This window comes from Serratia sp. JSRIV002 (assembly GCF_019968725.1).
GTDB classification, from domain to species: Bacteria; Pseudomonadota; Gammaproteobacteria; order Enterobacterales; family Enterobacteriaceae; genus Chania; species Chania fonticola_B.
In genome coordinates this window covers 2,106,000-2,125,005 of sequence record NZ_CP074143.1, presented here as the reverse complement: position 1 = coordinate 2,125,005, position 19,006 = coordinate 2,106,000, and the positions used below count along the sequence as shown (strand labels likewise).

The 19,006-nt window shown below is 50.9% G+C and carries 19 protein-coding genes; 9 read left to right on the top strand and 10 right to left on the bottom strand.

Annotation, left to right across the window (positions count from 1 at the left end; translation table 11 throughout):
* Nucleotides 1-8 precede the first annotated feature (8 nt).
* From potG to KGP26_RS09855, 5 genes are all read right to left on the bottom strand, one after another.
* Complete coding sequence (potG, locus tag KGP26_RS09875; RefSeq protein WP_021804976.1) at nucleotides 9-1,142, bottom strand: putrescine ABC transporter ATP-binding subunit PotG; 1,134 nt, start codon at nucleotides 1,140-1,142, stop codon at nucleotides 9-11.
* A 222-nt stretch (nucleotides 1,143-1,364) separates the two neighbouring features.
* Nucleotides 1,365-2,474: a spermidine/putrescine ABC transporter substrate-binding protein PotF gene (potF, locus tag KGP26_RS09870; RefSeq protein ID WP_094982876.1), complete on the bottom strand. Its 1,110-nt coding sequence runs from the start codon at nucleotides 2,472-2,474 to the stop codon at nucleotides 1,365-1,367.
* Between the two features lie 395 nt (nucleotides 2,475-2,869).
* Entirely contained in the window at nucleotides 2,870-3,349 is a 480-nt protein-coding gene (locus tag KGP26_RS09865; RefSeq protein WP_223665349.1) for a YbjN domain-containing protein, read from the bottom strand.
* A gap of 174 nt (nucleotides 3,350-3,523) precedes the next feature.
* The gene (gene rimK, locus KGP26_RS09860; protein ID WP_021804979.1) at nucleotides 3,524-4,426 is read right to left on the bottom strand and encodes a 30S ribosomal protein S6--L-glutamate ligase; all 903 of its coding nucleotides are present in this window, start codon (nucleotides 4,424-4,426) and stop codon (nucleotides 3,524-3,526) included.
* Nucleotides 4,427-4,482: 56 nt separating this feature from the next.
* Nucleotides 4,483-4,782: a YbjC family protein gene (locus KGP26_RS09855; RefSeq protein ID WP_021804980.1), complete on the bottom strand. Its 300-nt coding sequence runs from the start codon at nucleotides 4,780-4,782 to the stop codon at nucleotides 4,483-4,485.
* 238 nt (nucleotides 4,783-5,020) lie between these two features.
* Here KGP26_RS09855 and KGP26_RS09850 point away from each other — a divergent pair, with 238 nt between their 5' ends.
* Complete coding sequence (locus KGP26_RS09850; RefSeq protein WP_021804981.1) at nucleotides 5,021-5,284, top strand: GrxA family glutaredoxin; 264 nt, start codon at nucleotides 5,021-5,023, stop codon at nucleotides 5,282-5,284.
* A gap of 52 nt (nucleotides 5,285-5,336) precedes the next feature.
* Here the strand turns inward: KGP26_RS09850 and KGP26_RS09845 are convergent, their stop codons facing one another.
* Nucleotides 5,337-5,726, bottom strand: a complete 390-nt coding sequence (locus KGP26_RS09845; RefSeq protein ID WP_021804982.1) for an inner membrane protein YbjM — start codon at nucleotides 5,724-5,726, stop codon at nucleotides 5,337-5,339.
* 343 nt (nucleotides 5,727-6,069) lie between these two features.
* Between KGP26_RS09845 and KGP26_RS09840 the strand changes: the two genes are divergently transcribed.
* Nucleotides 6,070-7,761 carry an aspartate:alanine antiporter gene (locus tag KGP26_RS09840; RefSeq protein ID WP_037375189.1) on the top strand — a complete coding sequence of 564 codons (1,692 nt, stop codon included), beginning with the start codon at nucleotides 6,070-6,072 and terminating at the stop codon, nucleotides 7,759-7,761.
* Between the two features lie 488 nt (nucleotides 7,762-8,249).
* On the opposite strand, the gene KGP26_RS09835 is transcribed toward KGP26_RS09840, so the two are convergent.
* Nucleotides 8,250-8,606: an SH3 domain-containing protein gene (locus KGP26_RS09835; RefSeq protein WP_223499208.1), complete on the bottom strand. Its 357-nt coding sequence runs from the start codon at nucleotides 8,604-8,606 to the stop codon at nucleotides 8,250-8,252.
* Nucleotides 8,607-9,420: 814 nt separating this feature from the next.
* Between KGP26_RS09835 and KGP26_RS09830 the strand changes: the two genes are divergently transcribed.
* Complete coding sequence (locus tag KGP26_RS09830) at nucleotides 9,421-10,005, top strand: hypothetical protein (RefSeq protein ID WP_037375030.1); 585 nt, start codon at nucleotides 9,421-9,423, stop codon at nucleotides 10,003-10,005.
* 246 nt (nucleotides 10,006-10,251) lie between these two features.
* On the opposite strand, the gene KGP26_RS09825 is transcribed toward KGP26_RS09830, so the two are convergent.
* On the bottom strand, nucleotides 10,252-10,677 hold the full coding sequence (locus tag KGP26_RS09825; RefSeq protein WP_021804986.1) for a universal stress protein: 426 nt from the start codon (nucleotides 10,675-10,677) through the stop codon (nucleotides 10,252-10,254).
* Nucleotides 10,678-11,126: 449 nt separating this feature from the next.
* Between KGP26_RS09825 and lpxA the strand changes: the two genes are divergently transcribed.
* Complete coding sequence (gene lpxA, locus KGP26_RS09820) at nucleotides 11,127-11,918, top strand: acyl-ACP--UDP-N-acetylglucosamine O-acyltransferase (protein WP_223665348.1); 792 nt, start codon at nucleotides 11,127-11,129, stop codon at nucleotides 11,916-11,918.
* 67 nt (nucleotides 11,919-11,985) lie between these two features.
* Here the strand turns inward: lpxA and eco are convergent, their stop codons facing one another.
* Nucleotides 11,986-12,498, bottom strand: a complete 513-nt coding sequence (gene eco, locus KGP26_RS09815; protein WP_094982881.1) for a serine protease inhibitor ecotin — start codon at nucleotides 12,496-12,498, stop codon at nucleotides 11,986-11,988.
* Between the two features lie 160 nt (nucleotides 12,499-12,658).
* Between eco and KGP26_RS09810 the strand changes: the two genes are divergently transcribed.
* Together KGP26_RS09810 and ybjG are read left to right on the top strand one after the other, a co-directional pair.
* Entirely contained in the window at nucleotides 12,659-13,417 is a 759-nt protein-coding gene (locus KGP26_RS09810; RefSeq protein WP_223538108.1) for a phosphatase PAP2 family protein, read from the top strand.
* Between the two features lie 6 nt (nucleotides 13,418-13,423).
* Nucleotides 13,424-14,029, top strand: coding sequence for an undecaprenyl-diphosphate phosphatase (ybjG, locus tag KGP26_RS09805; RefSeq protein WP_021804990.1), 606 nt, complete (start codon nucleotides 13,424-13,426; stop codon nucleotides 14,027-14,029).
* Between the two features lie 32 nt (nucleotides 14,030-14,061).
* Here ybjG and KGP26_RS09800 read toward each other — a convergent pair whose 3' ends face one another.
* Nucleotides 14,062-14,880: a hypothetical protein gene (locus KGP26_RS09800; protein WP_223665347.1), complete on the bottom strand. Its 819-nt coding sequence runs from the start codon at nucleotides 14,878-14,880 to the stop codon at nucleotides 14,062-14,064.
* A 227-nt stretch (nucleotides 14,881-15,107) separates the two neighbouring features.
* On the opposite strand from KGP26_RS09800, the gene deoC reads away from it, so the two are divergent.
* From deoC to KGP26_RS09785, 3 genes are all read left to right on the top strand, one after another.
* Nucleotides 15,108-15,788: a deoxyribose-phosphate aldolase gene (gene deoC / locus KGP26_RS09795; protein WP_021804992.1), complete on the top strand. Its 681-nt coding sequence runs from the start codon at nucleotides 15,108-15,110 to the stop codon at nucleotides 15,786-15,788.
* 177 nt (nucleotides 15,789-15,965) lie between these two features.
* Entirely contained in the window at nucleotides 15,966-16,730 is a 765-nt protein-coding gene (gene deoR / locus KGP26_RS09790; RefSeq protein WP_021179953.1) for a DNA-binding transcriptional repressor DeoR, read from the top strand.
* A gap of 956 nt (nucleotides 16,731-17,686) precedes the next feature.
* Nucleotides 17,687-18,985: an HAAAP family serine/threonine permease gene (locus KGP26_RS09785; protein ID WP_021179954.1), complete on the top strand. Its 1,299-nt coding sequence runs from the start codon at nucleotides 17,687-17,689 to the stop codon at nucleotides 18,983-18,985.
* Nucleotides 18,986-19,006: the final 21 nt, after the last annotated feature.

Sequence of the window (19,006 nt, the reverse complement as noted above, 5' to 3'; positions counted from 1 at the left end):
TTTCTCAACTACACCGTCAGAACCACACAGCTGTCGGTGTCCCAACACAGGCGCACTTCATCACCCCAGGTCGGCATGCCTTTGCGGAAGCGATGGCCGTTCTGCAACTGCGCACTGATCATCTGCCCGCTGAGTAACTTCACATGGTAGATCGACAGATCGCCTAGATAGGCGATGTTCACCACCTCACCCACCGCAAAGTTGCAGCCGTCTTCCGGCACTTCCTCACACAGCATGATCTTTTCCGGGCGCAGAGCGACCTGAATAGGCACACCGTCTACCACCGATGAATCAGGATCGACCTTAAGCGCATGGCGTAAACCAGGGCTTTGCAGGATCAATGCATCGTCCCGTCGCTCCTGCAACACGCAATCGAACACGTTGACCGAACCGATAAACTCGGCGCTGAAACGGCTGTTCGGGTGCTCGTAGATCTCTTCCGGCTCACCGATTTGCACAAACTTGCCGCGGTTCATGATGGCGATACGGCCAGCCATGGTCATCGCTTCTTCCTGATCGTGGGTGACCATGACGCAGGTCGCGCCCACGCGCTCCAGAATATCGACCACTTCCAGCTGCATGCGATCGCGCAGTTTTTTATCCAACGCGCCCATCGGTTCGTCCAGGAGCAACAGCTTTGGTCGTTTTGCCAAACTACGTGCCAGTGCCACACGCTGGCGTTGCCCGCCGGAGAGCTGGTGCGGCTTACGCTTGGCGTATTCCTGCATATGCACTAGCGTAAGCATTTCGGTGACGCGCTCGTTGATTTCCGCGCGCGGCATTTTGTCCTGCTTGAGGCCAAACGCGATGTTCTGCTCCACCGTCATATGGGGGAACAGCGCATAGGACTGGAACATCATATTGACCGGGCGTTGGTATGGCGGCACGTGGGACATGTCCTGACCGTCGAGGACAATTTGCCCTTCCGTCGGCTGTTCAAAACCGGCCAACATGCGCAGCAACGTCGATTTTCCACAGCCAGAAGGCCCCAACAGCGCAAAGATTTCGCCCTTGTAGATCGTCAGGCTGACGTCTTCTACCGCATTCTGGCCGTCAAAGGTTTTGGTGAGGTTACGGATTTCCAGCAGAGGGGTGAACACCTTCTGCGATTTGGCTAGCGGACGAGGGATAACGTCGTTCAATCGGGGTGCTCTCCGGCTAAAGCAGTACGAACAACCACAGCAATTGCCATGGCCCAAAATGGCAATGCAGGCGGGTTAACCCCGCCAGCTTGTCAATACCCTATGGATTTCGAGCTGCAGCTAGGCAACAAGCTTACTCATCCCCAGGAGCTTACTTTTGGGTAAGTGACTGGGGTGAGTAAGTGCAGTTAACAACGCTGCAGCTTGAAAGACGACGGGTATTTACTTCCCGCTTTTAACTTTAGTCCATGCCCGCGTAACTACACGGTCAAGTTTTGGCGACTGTACGTTCAGCGTGTAAAGTTTGGCGCGAATATCTGCCGGTGGGTAAACGTTCGGGTTATCACGCACCTCGGCATTCACCAGCGGCGTGGCGTCTTTTACCGCGTTGGCATAAAACACGTGGTTGCTGATATCCGCGATCACTTCAGGCTTGAGCAGGAAGTTCAGGAATTGGTAAGCCGCATCTTTGTTTTTGGCATCGGCTGGCATCGCAAACATGTCAAAGTAGGTCAGCGCCCCTTCTTTTGGAATGGAGTAGGCCACATTGACGCCGTTTTTGGCTTCCTTGGCACGGTTGGCTGCCTGCATGATGTCGCCAGACCAGCCAATGGCCACGCAAATATCCCCGTTAGCCAGATCGTTAATGTACTGGGACGAGTGGAAATAGCGGATATTCGGGCGCAGCTTCATCAACAGATCGTTGGCCGCACCGGTGTAATCTTCCGCACTGGTGCTGTTAGGATCTTTGCCCAGATAGTGCAAAACGGTGGCATAGACTTCGCTTGGCGCATCCAGGAAGGAGACACCACAGCTTTTCAGCTTCTCCAGGTTTTCCGGTTTAAGGATCAGATCCCAGCTATCGACCGGGGCATCTTTACCCAGCACCGCTTTGACCTTATCGACGTTATAACCGATACCGGTGGTCACCATCATGTAAGGGATACCGTACTTGTTCTCCTTGTCATTATGCGCAACCAGTTGCAGCATCTCGGGATCAAGGTTTTTGTAATTAGGTATCTTGCTCTTGTCCAGCGCTTCAAAAATACCGGCTTTGGACTGGCGCTCAAGGAAGTTGGAGGAAGGAACCACCAAGTCATAACCGGTGCTGCCCGCCATCAGTTTGCCTTCCAGAACCTCGTTGGAATCAAAGACGTCATACACCACTTTGATGCCGGTTTCTTTCTGGAATTTGGCCAGGGTATCCGGCGCAATGTAGTCGGACCAATTGTAGATGTGCAGCGTATTGTCTGCGGCCGACGCGGTGAAGCAAGCCGTCATCAGCAAGCCGCCAACCACACCCGATAACCACTTTTTACGTTGGGTGACCATCCGTAACTTCCTCCAAAACAAGGGGTAAATTTGTATCCTGAAAGGATACAACGCCTTTGATTAGCCGAGCGCAATCGTTGCGATCGCGAGTGAATAGCTATGCAGTTGATTGCATGCGATTTTCTCACCTGCCAGCCCACGAGGTCACAAACAGGAGCGTGAGCCTTTAGCAAGATCAGCAGCATAACCGGAGTTGCCAGACGGTGCCAGCCTCCAGGGTAAAAAACGCCGTTTATCGATTAATTATGCACGGGGTCTGTATGTGATGCGGCAATAACGGCCTAAAAGACGAGAAATATCTGGCAATAAGGGGAGAAACGCAGAATATCTGGTTGTGGAGGAAAGTTCGGGCTGCGTGCCGCCAGATCTGCGGCACACATAATGTACAGCGAAGATTAATGCAGCATCGGTTGGCTGGCTACGGCAGCCGGGTTCTCTTCTTCCTCACCCATAAACAGCAGATCGTTCGCCCTGGCTTCCAGGATCACCATCGAGATCTGTTCTTCGCCCTGTTGCATAAAGTGGGCAAACTGCTCATGGGCCACGCCCACGGCAATGCTCAAAGACTGGCAAACGATCAGCTTTGGCAGATTATCGTCTTGAATATCAACAAAGGCCTTGATGGTCAGCGAACTGGCATTGATTTGACTGAGATCGGCCACCAGCGGGATCAGTGCGGTTGGCTTCACTTCGGCCAACGCGGAAAACAGGATCACATTATCCACCAGATCGAGCTTGGCATCGAATACGCCGTCAAAGTTTTGCATGTGCGGCAGGTGTAACGCCTGGCAAGAGTCACATTCAAAAAACGAGATCCCCAACTGATCCAACCAACGTCGTAATAACGCTAAATCGGGGACGATGAGTGAATCCATAAATTACCAGCCTCACAGGGTTCAAAGACATGAAAAGGCGCATAGCTTACGGAATATTCAATCGAGATGCCACGATCAAAGCCGCTTAATTCACTAATGCGGCAACATTGCACGGCATATCCGCACCCGCGATCCCCCGTATACGCTTGGCGCAACAGAGGAAAGCGCCATTTCTCATCCGCCAGATTTCAGACGAAAGCCAGGTCGGGCTCGTTGTTCAATGTACTCAATCATCATGCCGGCAATATCCAACCCGGTGGTGGTTTCAACGCCTTCCAACCCCGGTGACGCATTCACCTCCATCACCAGCGGGCCACGATCGGCACGGAGGATATCAACCCCGGCAACATCCAATCCCAGCGTCTCTACGGCCTTGATCGCCGTAGCGCGCTCCTTGCCGGTAATATGCACTTTACGAGCCGTGCCACCACGGTGCAGGTTCGAGCGAAACTCCCCAGGCTTTGCCTGACGTTCAATCGCGGCAACGACCCTGCCGCCGACGACCAGGCAGCGAATATCACAGCCATTGGCTTCACGGATATACTCCTGCACCAGGATATGGGCGTTCAGGCCACGAAAGGCGTCGATCACGCTCTCCGCCGCCTGGCGAGTTTCGGCCAATACCACGCCGATCCCCTGCGTCCCTTCAACCAGCTTCACCACCAGCGGTGCGCCGCCCACCAGTTCGATCAAATCACCGGTGTCATCCGGTGAATGCGCAAAGCCGGTAATGGGCAGATCAATCCCCTGGCGCGCCAGCAGTTGCAGCGAACGCAGTTTGTCACGCGCGCGGGTAATGGCCACTGACTCATTGAGTGGATAGCTGCCGAGCAGTTCAAACTGGCGCAGCACGGCAGTGCCATAAAAGGTAATAGCGGAACCAATACGCGGGATCACCGCATCGTAATGTTCCAACCGGCGGCCACGATAATGAATGCTCGGTGCCGCCGGGTTGATATTCATATAACAAGACTGCGGATCGATAACATCGATACGGTGCCCACGCTGCTCTGCAGCCTCACGCAGTCTTTTACATGAGTACAGCGAACCATCGCGCGAAAGAATGGCAATTTTCACTCGTCACCCCTAAAGGCGTTATCACCTGCATTGGCAGGCATTCCCCATAGCCGCGTTTAGTCTTGCGGTCCCTGGTCTTGTTTATCTTTTGGCGGGGTACGCCGATCGTTCTGCGGCGGCTGGCCACCGCGCAGTAGCGGGCCGAACCCTTGAACCACACGCCAGACCAAAAACGCGGCTGCAGGAACCATCATGAAGACGCCTAGAAAGATCATGCCAACCGCCGCCTGCTGCGAAGCCAGCATACCCGGTAAGCGGACGTAGTCATGAATACTCAGATAAGAGAGTATCAACAACACCATGCCCAATCCTTCAAGCACCAGCACAGAACGCGGTAAGTCACCGAATGAACGCATATTTTTTTCTCCAGACTCACTGTGTCCAGTGTAGTAAATTCGCCATCGCTGCAACAGCTCTAGTTGATTAATCGGTTCTATAAATCAGACCAAGAGGCAGATCCTGCTTTTTTTTAGCTCAGCCAACGGGCATAGTAAGCGCCATGACGTGAGTGATTGCGCAACTGAAGTCTTTTTATGACGGAAGGAATGTCGTTACAATAACGGTTAATGATTAATAACAGACTAGGAGTGTTACATGTTTGCTGTAATCTTCGGGCGTCCGGGCTGTCCTTACTGTGTCCGTGCTAAAGAGCTGGCAGAGAAATTGACTGAAGAGCGTGACGATTTCAACTTCCGTTATGTTGATATCCACGCCGAAGGCATCACCAAGGCCGATTTGGAAAAAACCGTGGGCAAACCGGTAGAAACCGTGCCGCAAATCTTTATCGATCAGACCCACATTGGCGGCTGCACCGATTTTGAAGCCTACGCCAAAGAAAACCTGAACCTGTTCCAGTAAGCTTCAAGCTCGAACAAAAAAGGCCACCGAACTCAGGTGGCCTTTTTTACGATTAGGGTTTTTGCTGCCGATAGAACTGTTGCCACGCATGGAACACCATGCGCATTAATAAATACAACATCCCACCCAACACACACCAGAATACGGCGCTGACCGCATAAGCTAACTCCTGCCAAAACGAATGGCCGGGGGTCAACCAAAAGTGGCGAATGAGTAAACACAGCGGTACCGCACACAGTGCGCCAAGCAAGGGACACAGAATACGCTGCTTGCTCGACAAATAGCTGGCGATAAAACCGGGAATAATAAACAACAGCAGGCCGGTTTCACCATGATGCTCGGATTCTGTCACGCCGACGGCACCGCTCTTCAGGCCCAGAAAAACCAGACTAAACAGTAGAAAACAGCTAAAAATGCCCACCCAGTATCGATAACTTACCATCCACCTCTCCCCTCCATACCCGAAAATGACGGATATCGCGATGTGACCGCTGACTACATCGTAAAACACAGCCTATCGCACCGACCCTGCGACACACAGCCGAAACCGACAGCGCTGGCTGAACTTTTTCCTTGGTCAAAAAGGGTTAAATACGTATGCCGACACAGCTTTATGCTGGCTGTCATACGTGATAGCGACTAGAATAAGCGCCGCCATTCGATGGTTCGGATCGCCTTCCGATGGTTGGTTGTTATCTAAGCTTTATCCATATACTCTATGGCTGAATCTAACTCTTATAGTGTTCTTTATCAAGAACTTACTGGTAAACAATAAGTTATCCCCCGTGAACATAAACGTCGCAAGTTTGTTAAACGGTAACTACATCCTGTTACTGTTTGTGGTACTCGCCCTGGGGCTCTGCCTCGGAAAGGTTCGTCTTGGCTCCGTTCAACTCGGTAATTCCATTGGCGTTTTAGTGGTCTCGCTGTTGCTTGGCCAGCAGCACTTTGCCATTAACACCGAAGCGTTAAGCCTCGGTTTCATGCTGTTTATTTTTTGCGTCGGCGTTGAAGCGGGTCCCAATTTCTTCTCAATTTTTTTCCGCGACGGCAAAAACTACTTCATGCTGGCGCTGGTGATGGTCGGTTCAGCGATGGTGATCGCCATCGGACTCGGTAAGCTGTTCCACTGGGATATCGGCCTTACCGCCGGTATGCTCGCCGGTTCGATGACCTCCACACCGGTATTGGTGGGTGCAGGCGATACGCTACGTAATACCATCACCAGCGGCCCGGCACTGCTTGCAGCCCAAGACCATCTGAGCCTGGGCTACGCCCTGACCTACCTGATTGGCCTGGTCAGCCTGATTTTCGGCGCTCGTTATCTGCCAAAACTGCAGCATCAGGATCTCTCTACCTCTGCCCAACAAATTGCCCGTGAGCGCGGCCTGGATACCGATAGCCAGCGCAAGGTTTATTTGCCGGTGATCCGCGCCTATCGCGTTGGCCAGGAACTGGTCGCCTGGGCAGACGGCAAGAACCTGCGCGAGCTCGGCATTTACCGCCAGACCGGTTGCTACATCGAACGGATTCGCCGCAACGGCATTCTGGCCAACCCGGACGGAGATGCGGTGTTACAGGTCGGGGATGAAATCTCACTGGTCGGCTACCCTGATGCTCACGCACGCCTGGACCCAAGCTTCCGTAACGGTAAGGAAGTGTTCGACCGGGATCTGCTGGATATGCGCATCGTAACCGAAGAGATCGTGGTCAAAAACAGCAATGCGGTAGGCAAGCGCCTGAGCCAGTTGAAGCTGACCGATCATGGCTGCTTCCTCAACCGCGTGATACGCAGCCAGATTGAAATGCCGATCGATGACAGCATCGTGTTGAACAAAGGCGATGTGCTGCAGGTTAGCGGCGATGCCCGCCGGGTAAAAAGCGTGGCAGAGAAGATCGGCTTTATCTCCATTCATAGCCAGGTTACCGATCTGCTGGCGTTCTGTGCCTTCTTTATCATCGGCCTGCTGATCGGCCAGATCACCATTCAGTTCACCAGCAGCTTCTCCTTTGGTATCGGCAACGCCGCAGGGCTATTGATGTCCGGCATCATGCTGGGCTTCCTGCGTGCCAACCACCCGACCTTTGGTTATATCCCTCAGGGCGCGTTGAATATGGTGAAAGAGTTCGGCCTGATGGTGTTTATGGCTGGTGTAGGGCTGAGCGCAGGGGCAGGTATCGGCAATACCCTTGGCGCAGTAGGTGGCCAGATGCTGATCGCAGGCTTGATCGTCAGCCTGGTACCGGTAGTGATCTGCTTCCTGTTCGGTGCCTACATTCTGCGCATGAACCGTGCCCTGCTATTTGGTGCCATTATGGGGGCACGTACCTGCGCCCCGGCGATGGAAATCATTAGTGACACTGCACGTAGTAATATTCCTGCGTTGGGATATGCAGGCACCTACGCCATCGCTAACGTGTTGTTAACCTTGGCAGGCTCGCTCATCGTGGTGATCTGGCCAGGACTAATGGGGTAGCAAGGCGATCTGAGAAGTGCCGCTACGGCGAAATATTTTTTTATTTTTCTAGCAACGGGTAGAACTTTTCGATCGGGACATAGTCTGAATTAGTGCCACTGCTTTTCTTTGATGTCCCCATTTTGTGGAGCCCGTTAGTCCCGCCTTTTTAGGTTCAAGATTAGCGGGTTTTTTGTTGCCTGAAATTTACGCCTGACCTTCCCCCATTGATTTACACATCGGGATGTTAGTAATGAGACGCTGAAGGCCATTTGGACGCTAGCTAGCACGATCCATGAGATTTGGTGACCCAAATAAGCGGGGAGAAAGTTCAAATGGCTCCAGCCCGAAGAGAGCATGCGCCCAAGCCGGTGCTACGCGTTATCGGGCTTGAACGTAGAGCTATCCGCCTTGATCACGGGCTTTCGGGACTGCGACGGTGCCACAATCAACTGAGGGGCACAGCCTAAAATCCGTCGCCACTCAGACTCTGATGTAAAATAACGGCCTTATTTGATGTTCTGAAGAATGCTTTTCGGTACCCAGCCAATATCTTGATCCGAGAGTCGCTGGCACCATACCCAGCCATTTAAGAATTTTATCGCCAGCAACTCATCTCCTTCATTAACATCAAGTTCTTTGGCCGTATAGTCATCTTTCGCTATACCATGGCCAGGTTTGTCGCTTCGTTCTATCAGCTGTTCTGGCACCCATCCACCGGAATGATTAGCTATGGTACAGAAATACCAATTATCCCAACCTTCATCGCCCTCATATATGTCCCCTATCGTAAGCGAAGTTCCAGTTGTGAACGTTATAGGATCTGGATACTCACTTCGATGTCGCCCAGTTGCGATAAATTTCATGTTGTTCCTCATAAAACATCACCTACCTTCTTCCGATGCTTTCAATTATCTGTATGCATATACAGTTTGCAACTATTAATTTCATTGCAAGCTGATCACGCGAAGCTTGCTTAAACCTTAAATAAATCAACTGATTGATATATATAAATTTAATTCATTCGACGCACTGACACTTCCAACACCGAACGTTAGGGTAAGGCAATCGCGGACTATTAGGTTATATTCTTTCCCAGGCCGACAACCTCCACTACACCGGCCTGTAAATCTTTCCATTCATGCATCAGCAAGCATCAACATTTAACCCAGCTTATATTGATGCTGGTTGGGCAGATGACATAGATGATGTGATACGCTCAGGTACGCCTTATACTCAACCCTGTCGGTACGACACATAAATGCCGATCAGCACGTTTACACCAGCAGCATATTACTCATTGAGCAAAGTATCCAAAAAGAAATTAACGCATTTCTATATTAATGCAATATAAAATACCGAATGCAGGAGTGCGTGAAAGCTGGAGGAGACTTCTGTTACAAATAACGTTATCCGTAACATCATATTTTACACTAACAAAATTTAACCTATCGAGGTTATTGACAACACTATTCTTTTAATGACAACGTAGTGAAACACCGAGGTATTGTCGCTCCATAAAGGGCGTCTGACATCGGTTATAAATATCATTTACACTATGGAGGTGAGCATGTAAAACCAACACAATAACAGCACCAGGAATAAAACACCGAATTTTGGCAGTTTAATGATTATTTATGTGTCATTTCACAATCCCAAAAGGATTTATAGGATTGCATCATGAAAATGAGTTTCTTAGCTTACCTTTTTCTAGTTTTAACCAGCTTCTTTTTTTGTGAGCACTTAAGTGCAGCCAGCACTGGCACGCTTACGGTGAAGTTTGGTCAGACAACGGAGGATACGTTCAAGATAACTCACCCTGAAGCGGTAAATGTGGGGTTTAACAGCGAACTGAAAGGGAATATCTATAAAGAAACACCCGATAACAATAAGGACAAACGAAGCGATATCGTTTTTGAAAGTACTAAAGATGTTTTTGTCTTGTTTGATGAGAATAAAAATTTAGCCGCATTACACTTACAACTGAAAACCGATCAGTTTAGCGTTATCAGTGCAATTCTAGCTAAAAAATACACCACCGCCGTAAAGAAAACCTCGTTTATCGGCAGTGACTATATGGAACTCTACAACGCCGGTGTTTTGATTTATTTGATGGATCCTTTCTTCTTTTCCAATACCTCACTCTTCTTTATACGAACCGATGTGAGAAATAAAATCCTAAAAAACATCCCCACTAACCTGCTTGATGATGAGCTCAAGGTACTGAACTACCTTGTGGAGAAAAGCTTTCAATCAACAAAGTAATCAGATAAGTGCCCCTGCTATAATGCTGAACAATACCCTAACAGAATAGCGGGCGGAGTTAAAATCAGCATCCAATCACCAGAAAAGCTAAAAAACACAATAAGATATGCTTGAACTTGGGTGTAGCAATAGCGTGCTGGCGAGAAGCAATGATTCGGCCTCTATATCCATGGGCGAATCACTGCTCTGACCTAATTATTGTGATGCCTTTCACTCTCAACGCCATTCAGATCCAACGTTTCCCCATCAATGTTTTTCGAGCGGCACTACGAGCATATCAACCGCAATATGGTTGATCGTGCGGCGCGTACTGGATACCAAACGGCTCCACATATCGTGGTGGTGACCAAAAATCACCAAATCAATCCCCTTCTCACGGATGGCACTATTCAGCGCTTCACTGAGTTCACCACGGCCAATGATCACTTCACTGATGGGATACTCCGCCTGCTGCTGGATAGCGTTAAGCATATTCTTAACTCGTTCGGAGAAGGTCTTATCGGCATAGTTGAATTCGCCACTACCAAACTCGCTGTAGTGGTTAGCTTGCTCATCGATATAAATCAACGACAGCTTGGCCTGCAGTGTGTCAGCCAATTCAGACCCCTTTCGCACTAACAGCTCGGCATCGTCACTCAGATCGGTTGCAATAACGATATGTTGATAAGTCATATTGTCGGCCCTCCGTATTACCTAATACCCAGCCTGATAACCTACCTATTAATTCTAGTCTAGCCTGAGAGTGGTTGCTTATCCTCTTGTCATTTTACTGCTGGAACAATCCATCTCGGCACCAGGCACTACTGCAAAATCTGTAGGCAGCGCCCCAACGTTGTGAGCCCACTGCGGTCTCGGTTAACCGATTCACCTCTATCTCCTCTGCCCCATCTTCCATTACAAAAAAGTTCAGAAAATAAAGAAAATATAAGATGGTGTGATATACCCGGGAACTCCTTATACTCGGCCCTGTCGATAAGAAAAATCACCTGACCACCAACGACCACCCCTTTCCCCTCACATTCGACGCTTACTCTCAGATTAATCCAAATTAAGGCTTAATCATTTACCCATGATTGGCCCTGAGTGCCGGAAACGCCACGCACCATCATCAGGATAACGCAATGTCAATTTCTCCCTCTGCCCGGGTCGCAAGCAATAGCTTGATTGAACCGGGGGCGATTATCGGTGCGCGCGTCAGCATTGGCCCTTCCTGCATCATCGCAGCCGGCGTCGAGATTGGTGATGACACGGTAATAGCCTCCCATGTAAGCATTAACGGCCTCACCCGGATTGGCTGCAATAACGTTATCGGGCAGTTTTCCATCATCGGCGAAGTGAATCAGGATTTGAAATATGCTGGTGAAGCTACGGACGTGGTGATCGGCGACAGAAACAGGATCGGCAAGAATGCGACCATTCATCGCGGCACCACTCAAGGCTATCGGCGGACAACCATCGGTAATGACAACCTGTTCTTAAACAACGTCCATATTGGCCATGATTGTATTGTCGGCAATACTACGGTTATCGGTGATAACTCGGGGCTGGCCGGGCATGTTGAGCTGGATGATTTTGTGCAGATCGGCAATATGTGCGCGATACATCAGTTTTGTCTGCTGGGTGCCCATGCGCATATCGCCCATCAGTCCGGCGTGGTGCAGGATGTTCCACCTTTTGTCAGTGCCAGTGGCAACCACGCGGCCCCCATCGGGGTAAACGATTCAGCGGCAGCTTTCCAATCACTTAGTGAGCAGCAACAGCAGGTGATCCAAACCCTGTATAACATGCTTTATCACAATGCGTTGGCGATCAATGAGGTGAAACAGGAAGTGCAGCGCTTGAGCGAAACCTATCCGCTACTGCAATGGTTTACTTCTTTCTTCTCACGCTCAGCGCGCGGTATTATCCGCTAGGCGCTGCCATTGAATATTCAGATGGGCGCCGCATGCGGCGCCCCTACGTAGCGGAGTCTACAGTCGTTTATTTCGTTACCGCACGGCCAGTATTTTCGCTGGCAGACCAGATGCGATAGCGCACCTCGACGTCCTTCGGCACGTAAACCACGATCGGCAAGCGGCTGTTATAGCGCTGCATCGCGGCATCCCCCAGATGAGCGGCAACGAACTCCTGACGCTTGGTATTATCCGGGCAAGCCATCATGGTAGAGGCCGGAGCCGAGAGCTTCGGCAGTACAAAATAGTCATAACCCCAGCCGGCCAGCGTTTTACTCTCCAGATTGCCGCCCATCATGTGGCGGTTGCAATCCACTTCCAGCGTTTGGCCAATCAGCAGCTCAACCTTAAAGTTTTCTTCATTCTCCTGCTTGGGTAAATAAATGACCTGCCGGCTCATGCCCGGCTCCGCTTTCGGGAACGGTGCTACTTTTTCCAACGGCTGCATATTGAGATCGTCAGTACTTGCGGTGGTTGCAGCAACGGCGTTGACAGACGCGGCCATCAGCAGGCTGGTCACTACCATAGAAAGCTTGTTCATTTTTTATCCTTACAATTCATAACCTAAATACCTAATTACGCTAGCATACTTTACGCCGTTAAATTATAGGTCAATTCTGGATATCGTCCCCAAGCCGCTCGCCATCCATTAAGGTTTTCTTAAGACGGGATGATTACAGTAGCCTGATCCATTACCGCCTATGAGCCTTCGTGTGAACCCATCAAACGCCAAACAATCGTCATTAAATCAATCCTCAACGGCTAGCAAAATTCAGACTGACGCCCTTTACTCCTTGCCCGCATCCTTTTACCGTTGGCAAGCCTTTGGGCTGGTGGTGGCTGCGCTGTTGTTTATCTGGTTGTCACGCAATGAACAGCTGGATTGGGTAGTCAGTAATTATTGGTATGACGCCGCCAGCCAGCGTTTTCCGTGGCAGAACAACTACTGGCTGGATCTGATCAACCATCGGTTGTTAAAGATTTCGGTGATCGCCGGAGCGGTACTGGCGCTGCTTTGGGGAATTTATCGCCGTAACGCGCGGCTGATCGTCGCCATGCTGTTGATCGGCATTGGGCCGTTAGTGGTGGGGATCCTGAAGGCCACCAGCGCACACTCATGCCCCTGGGATCTGCTGGAGTACGGTGGCAAAGCAATGTCATTTCCACTGTTTGGCACCACGCCAGCGTTTCCGGGGCCTGGCCGTTGCTTCCCCGGTGGCCACGCTTCCAGCGGCTTCGCCGTGATGGCACTGTTCTTTCTGTTTTATCCGCAACGCCCGCGCCTGGCTTACTGGTGCTGGCTGGCCGGCATCACGCTTGGCATGCTGATGGGCTTTGGCCAGATCATGCGGGGCGCACATTTTCTTTCCCATAACCTGTGGGCCGGGTGGTGGGTTTGGTTCAGCCAGTTGGCTGTTTATTGGTGTATCAGCGGCTATTTTCGCCGTAAGACGAGGTAATACTTAATGGAGCAGTTGAACTATCTTCTTTTCGCCTGGATCGATGCCACCCCGGCCAGCCCAGAATGGTTAATCGATCTTGCCACCTTCATCGCACGGGATCTGATCGCCATTATCCCCCTGCTGATTGTCGGCTTGTGGTTCTGGGGGGCACATAGCCAACTGGCAGCACAGCGAGAAGTGGTAGCCAAAACGACCATTGCGCTATTATTTGCCATGAGCGCTTCAGCCGCTATCGGAGCACTGTTACCTCATGAGCGCCCGTTTGTCACCGGTATCGGCTATACCTTCCTGGCGCATGCACCAGACAGTTCTTTCCCTAGCAATCATGGCACTGCCATCTTCACCTTTGCCCTGGCCTTCCTGTGCTGGCATCGTGTCTGGTCAGGTATTTTGCTGATGGTCGCGGCCGTCGCCATTGCCTGGTCCCGCGTATTCCTTGGTGTGCACTGGCCACTGGATATGGTGGGCGGTTTCCTGCTGGGTTGTGTGGGTTGTCTGTTTGCCCAATTGGTGTGGAATCTGTTTGGAGATGCCATCGCCCAACGTCTAACGCGCCTATACCATTTCCTGTTTGCCTTCCCGATCCGTAAAGGATGGGTCAAGGAGTAATACCTGCCCGCAGGGGGCAAGCCCCCTGCCAGCTAGAGTATGCCTGTCGTCACGCGGAACTCCCGCATCTCCCCTGCTTTTAACATCACCGCCATCGGTGTTGCTGTACTCTCTGGGCTGCAACTGGCCGGCTGGACGAACGCCGTCGCCCGTGAGTTGGCTCGTGGCCGCCGTAAGACGGCATAGCTGAATTGGCCGGTGGCAAAACGGGTTACATACCTTCTGCCGCACGGTGCCAGCATAAAGAACTCGGCCTGATCAACATATAGCGAGAGATCGTCAGAACAAATGACCTGCTGCGGATTATCACGGATATTGAGCGCACAGCCCGGCAGATTTTGGCGGAAAACGGCCCCTTCCTCACAGGCATAGTTCATATGGCACATATAACTTAATGGCTGAGCCTGCTCAGCCAGGTTGTCGATCACCATTTCAATACTGAACTGTGTGCTGTTGGCGGCTAACTGAACGGCCGGTTGGATGCGGCAAGGGCCATCGGCAGTGCGGGCTCGTATAGCGATCGCTTCCTCTTCGACTTCCAGCCAGACATCAATCACCGGACCATGATTAGCAGGCAATCCTTGGTGAGAGGCAAAACAGCCACGGGCATCATTACGTCGAGGCTGCAGCTGGCTGGCTTTTGCTTTGAGAGACTGGCCATCAAACACCGCATCCCAAATCATCAAATCCTGGTAGGGCAACAACGTTAAGGTACCCCGCTGATTTTGCAGCACCAACGCGGCGATATCACCAGGAAACATAAACGCGGTCACCGTAAAACCAGCGCCGCGATACACTTCATTCGGCTCTATGCCGAACAATCCAGGGCTCAGATTAATGATCGTCTTCATCTTCTTTCCTCAGGGGCAGCCGTTGCACAGTGAACGGATTTGTCAATATACAGTCTATGTTATTTAAATAACATTTTCCAGCAAACACTGTGTTAGACGTTGCTGTAAAACTCCAGCTCTCCCTAAAAATTACTTTTAATACAGCTTGAAACATCAATGTTAGAAATGTTAGGATTATAACATCACTGACACCACAGAACGTTTTTACCCCCATAGAGGAAATGACCATGACTACTGAACAGATTGATTACGCTCGCTATATCGACCATACCCTGCTGGCTATGGACACCACGGACAGCCAGATCAACCAACTGTGCGAAGAAGCGCGTCAGCATAATTTCTATGCCGTTTGCGTTAACTCGGGTTATGTCCCGTTGGCCGCTCACCTGTTGCAGGATAGCAACGTTAAAGTATGCTCGGTTATCGGCTTCCCTCTGGGGGCTGGTTTGACCGTCTCCAAGGCTTTCGAAGCCAAAGCTGCCATTGCCGCTGGCGCCCAGGAAATCGACATGGTGATCAACGTCGGTTGGCTGAAAAGCGGCCTGAATGACGAAGTGAAGGCCGATATCGCCGCGGTGCGTGAAGTTTGCGCGGCTATCCCGTTGAAGGTAATATTGGAAACCTGTCTGCTCAGCGATGAACAAATCGTTGTAGTTTGTGAAATGTGTCGTGAACTGGATGTCGCTTTCGTTAAAACCTCTACCGGTTTCAGCACAGGCGGCGCTCGTGAAGACCACGTCAAACTGATGCGTGCTACCGTAGGCAGCGAGATGGGTGTCAAAGCCTCTGGCGCAGTGCGCGATCGCGCTACCGCAGGGAAAATGATTGCCGCCGGTGCAACACGTATCGGCACCAGCTCGGGCGTTGCGATCGTTTCTGGCGATGCGGCTGACACCGGTAGCTACTGATTTTCGCTAGCTCTATCTAGGTATAGCGACATCTAATGCGGGGTTGTGCCCTCAGTGCGAACTGGGTCTGCACGACTCCGCATTATTGTGTTGGAGCGAACGAAAGAAACTTTTGGCTCCTTTATCCCTTTCGGCCACACTTGAGAAACTTGGGGTATAAACCTGTAGGAAAAACTGATGGAAACCCGGCGCGACGAACGTATCAACCGGCTAGTTCAGGCTCTAAAGCGTTCTGACAAGATCCACTTAAAAGAAGCAGCCGCACTGCTCGGCGTCTCGGAAATGACCATCCGGCGCGATCTCAGTGCCGAACCTGCTGCAGTGGTCTTGCTTGGGGGTTATGTCGTAGCCGATCCGCGTATCAACGGGGTCACCAATTATTTTGTCTCCGACCAGAAAGCCAAACAGGTGGCGGAAAAGCGCCGTATTGGCATGCTGGCGGCACCGCTGGTCAACGAAAACGACACGGTTTTCTTTGACTGTGGCACCACCACCCCGGCCATTATCGACGCCATTGCCGATGAACTCCCCTTTACCGCCATTTGCCACTCACTCAACACCTTTCTGGCGCTGCAGGACAAGCCCAACTGCAAGGTGATCCTGTGCGGCGGTGAATTCAAACCGAGCAACTACATTTTCACCGCTGTTGGCCAACATAATGAGTTGGACCACATCTGCCCTAACGTGGCCTTTATTTCAGCGGCAGGCATCACTTTGCAGCACGGCGCAACCTGCTTCAACCTTGATGAACTGGCGATGAAACACAAAGCGTTGGACAAGGCGCAGCAAAAGATCCTGGTCGCCGACCACAGCAAATTTGCCCAAACCAAGCCTGCCTGCATCGGGCCGCTGGCATTGTTCGATAAGGTGATTACCGATCGCCAGCCTGACCCCGAGTTCATCGAGTTTTTCGACCAACACGCGGTCACTTTGCGTTTCTAATCTTGGCCTCACTGCCGATTTTATGCCGTGTCCCTGGTGCTACTTGAGGGACGCGGTTGCAAATTCTTCGTTAAACTCAGGCTTTTTTTTAAGCAATTAAACTGAAAATATTCCTATTGGCCGATAATTACAGGTTAATGGATTGCAACAACTTGCTCGCGTTATTATTCTGCGCAGAACATTATTGCAGTAATTTGCATCAAATCCCCCCCGGATAAAATGGCTCCTTACCCTCAGCAGCCTCGTTATGCTGACTTTTGTTTAAAAATTATCAGCTATTTTTAATCAAATTATCAGGATTTATCCTTATTCATATGATGATTAAGATCGTCTTATTACGGTCATCCGTTTCTAGCCACAGAAACAATCAAAATCATTAAATAAGTTTAAAAACAATAAGATAAGTTTTCCCCTCACAATAACCAAACGTGATCTAAATCACTAAAATAGCTTAATCCGGCATTTTCGCTAGATCCAAACCAGCACATAAAATATATTGCTCGCCCTGCCACACAAGACAGGTTTTTATCCGGTTAAACATCATACAAACCGGATAAAGGTTTTGGGATTAGTGAGAGTGGTTGCAGCATGATGTTTTGCACAAACGCGTAACATTTGCATGAAAATTTACAATAACAGCCTTTAACCGCACACATCACGCATTTGGGAGCAAGATCACGGTTGTTTCTGCTGTAAATCGTTATCTTGCCGCCAACAAAATCGGTGGGCAGTTGCTCCTCCGACAGAAACATCGGCGTTGACCCCGTTAACAGCAGAAACCATTTGGACAGGTTAGCAACATCATTAGCCTGATAAACAATTCAGAGGCGTAATTCAACCTCTAGTTGTAACAACTGATTTTACCACTGGCGGGATAGCAACTTATTTCACCAGCGGATTTTAAACTTAAGTTTTTCTTTTTATTTTAAATTATCGTGTTCACCTCGGAGATATTTATGGACACTACACAGACCGGCACTATCGCCTCTGCAGCCTCAGGTTCCAGCACGGCCTGGCGTAAATCAGATACCATGTGGATGTTGGGCCTCTACGGCACTGCCATCGGCGCTGGCGTCTTGTTCTTGCCAATCAACGCCGGTATCGGTGGTTTGATCCCGCTGATCATCATGGCCATCATCGCCTTCCCGATGACCTTCTTCGCCCACCGTGGCCTGTGCCGTTTCGTTTTGTCCGGCAAAAACCCAGGTGAAGACATCACCGAAGTGGTAGAAGAACACTTTGGTATCAGCGCAGGTAAACTGATCACCCTGCTCTACTTCTTCGCCATTTACCCAATCCTGCTGGTTTATAGCGTTGCGATCACCAACACCGTGGACAGCTTCATCACCCACCAATTGGGTATGGCCTCGCCACCACGCGCCATCCTGTCGCTGATCCTGATCGTTGGCCTGATGGGCATCGTGCGTTTCGGTGAGCAGGCGATCGTGAAGACCATGAGTATCCTGGTATTCCCGTTTGTTGGGGTGCTGATGCTGCTGGCGCTTTATCTGATCCCTAACTGGAGCAGTGCCATCTTCGAAAACGTCTCACTGGCCGGTTCTGGCGGCAGCCTGGGCCACGGCCTGGTGATCACCCTGTGGCTGGCAATCCCGGTTATGGTGTTCTCGTTCAACCACTCACCGATCATCTCCGCCTTTGCTGTAGCAAAACGCGAAGAGTACGGCGTGGACGCTGAGAAGAAATGTTCCCGCATCCTGGGCTACGCACACATCATGATGGTGCTGACCGTGATGTTCTTTGTTTTCAGCTGCGTGCTGAGCCTGTCCCCGGCGGATCTGGCCGAAGCCAAAGCGCAAAACATCTCCATCCTGTCTTACCTGGCTAACCACTTTAACAACCCGGTTATCGAGTACATCGCACCAGTCATCGCCTTTATCGCCATCACCAAATCCTTCCTGGGCCACTACCTCGGCGCTCGTGAAGGCTTTAACGGCATGATTGCCAAATCGATGAGAAGCCGTGGCAAGACCATCACCACCCACAAGCTTAACCGCATCACTGCCATCTTCATGCTGGTGACCACCTGGATCGTTGCCACGCTGAACCCAAGCATTCTGGGCATGATCGAGAACCTGGGTGGCCCAATCATCGCGATGCTGCTGTTCCTGATGCCGATGTATGCGATCCGTAAAGTGCCTGCCATGCGCAAGTACAGCGGCCACATCAGCAACGTATTTGTGGTCGTGATGGGCCTGATTGCCATCTCTGCCATCCTGTACACACTGTTCGGTTAATAGCGCTCAGCCGGTGCCTTA

What these genes read in the sequence shown, in the direction of transcription:
- potF (WP_094982876.1), bottom strand. Translation starts at nt 2,474, where the DNA reads ATGGTCACCCAACGTAAAAAGTGGTTATCGGGTGTGGTTGGCGGCTTG.
- KGP26_RS09865 (WP_223665349.1), bottom strand. Translation starts at nt 3,349, where the DNA reads ATGGATTCACTCATCGTCCCCGATTTAGCGTTATTACGACGTTGGTTG.
- KGP26_RS09855 (WP_021804980.1), bottom strand. Translation starts at nt 4,782, where the DNA reads ATGCGTTCATTCGGTGACTTACCGCGTTCTGTGCTGGTGCTTGAAGGA.
- KGP26_RS09850 (WP_021804981.1), top strand. Translation starts at nt 5,021, where the DNA reads ATGTTTGCTGTAATCTTCGGGCGTCCGGGCTGTCCTTACTGTGTCCGT.
- KGP26_RS09845 (WP_021804982.1), bottom strand. Translation starts at nt 5,726, where the DNA reads ATGGTAAGTTATCGATACTGGGTGGGCATTTTTAGCTGTTTTCTACTG.
- KGP26_RS09835 (WP_223499208.1), bottom strand. Translation starts at nt 8,606, where the DNA reads ATGAAATTTATCGCAACTGGGCGACATCGAAGTGAGTATCCAGATCCT.
- KGP26_RS09830 (WP_037375030.1), top strand. Translation starts at nt 9,421, where the DNA reads ATGAAAATGAGTTTCTTAGCTTACCTTTTTCTAGTTTTAACCAGCTTC.
- KGP26_RS09825 (WP_021804986.1), bottom strand. Translation starts at nt 10,677, where the DNA reads ATGACTTATCAACATATCGTTATTGCAACCGATCTGAGTGACGATGCC.
- lpxA (WP_223665348.1), top strand. Translation starts at nt 11,127, where the DNA reads ATGTCAATTTCTCCCTCTGCCCGGGTCGCAAGCAATAGCTTGATTGAA.
- eco (WP_094982881.1), bottom strand. Translation starts at nt 12,498, where the DNA reads ATGAACAAGCTTTCTATGGTAGTGACCAGCCTGCTGATGGCCGCGTCT.
- KGP26_RS09810 (WP_223538108.1), top strand. Translation starts at nt 12,659, where the DNA reads ATGAGCCTTCGTGTGAACCCATCAAACGCCAAACAATCGTCATTAAAT.
- ybjG (WP_021804990.1), top strand. Translation starts at nt 13,424, where the DNA reads ATGGAGCAGTTGAACTATCTTCTTTTCGCCTGGATCGATGCCACCCCG.
- KGP26_RS09800 (WP_223665347.1), bottom strand. Translation starts at nt 14,880, where the DNA reads ATGAAGACGATCATTAATCTGAGCCCTGGATTGTTCGGCATAGAGCCG.
- deoC (WP_021804992.1), top strand. Translation starts at nt 15,108, where the DNA reads ATGACTACTGAACAGATTGATTACGCTCGCTATATCGACCATACCCTG.
- deoR (WP_021179953.1), top strand. Translation starts at nt 15,966, where the DNA reads ATGGAAACCCGGCGCGACGAACGTATCAACCGGCTAGTTCAGGCTCTA.
- KGP26_RS09785 (WP_021179954.1), top strand. Translation starts at nt 17,687, where the DNA reads ATGGACACTACACAGACCGGCACTATCGCCTCTGCAGCCTCAGGTTCC.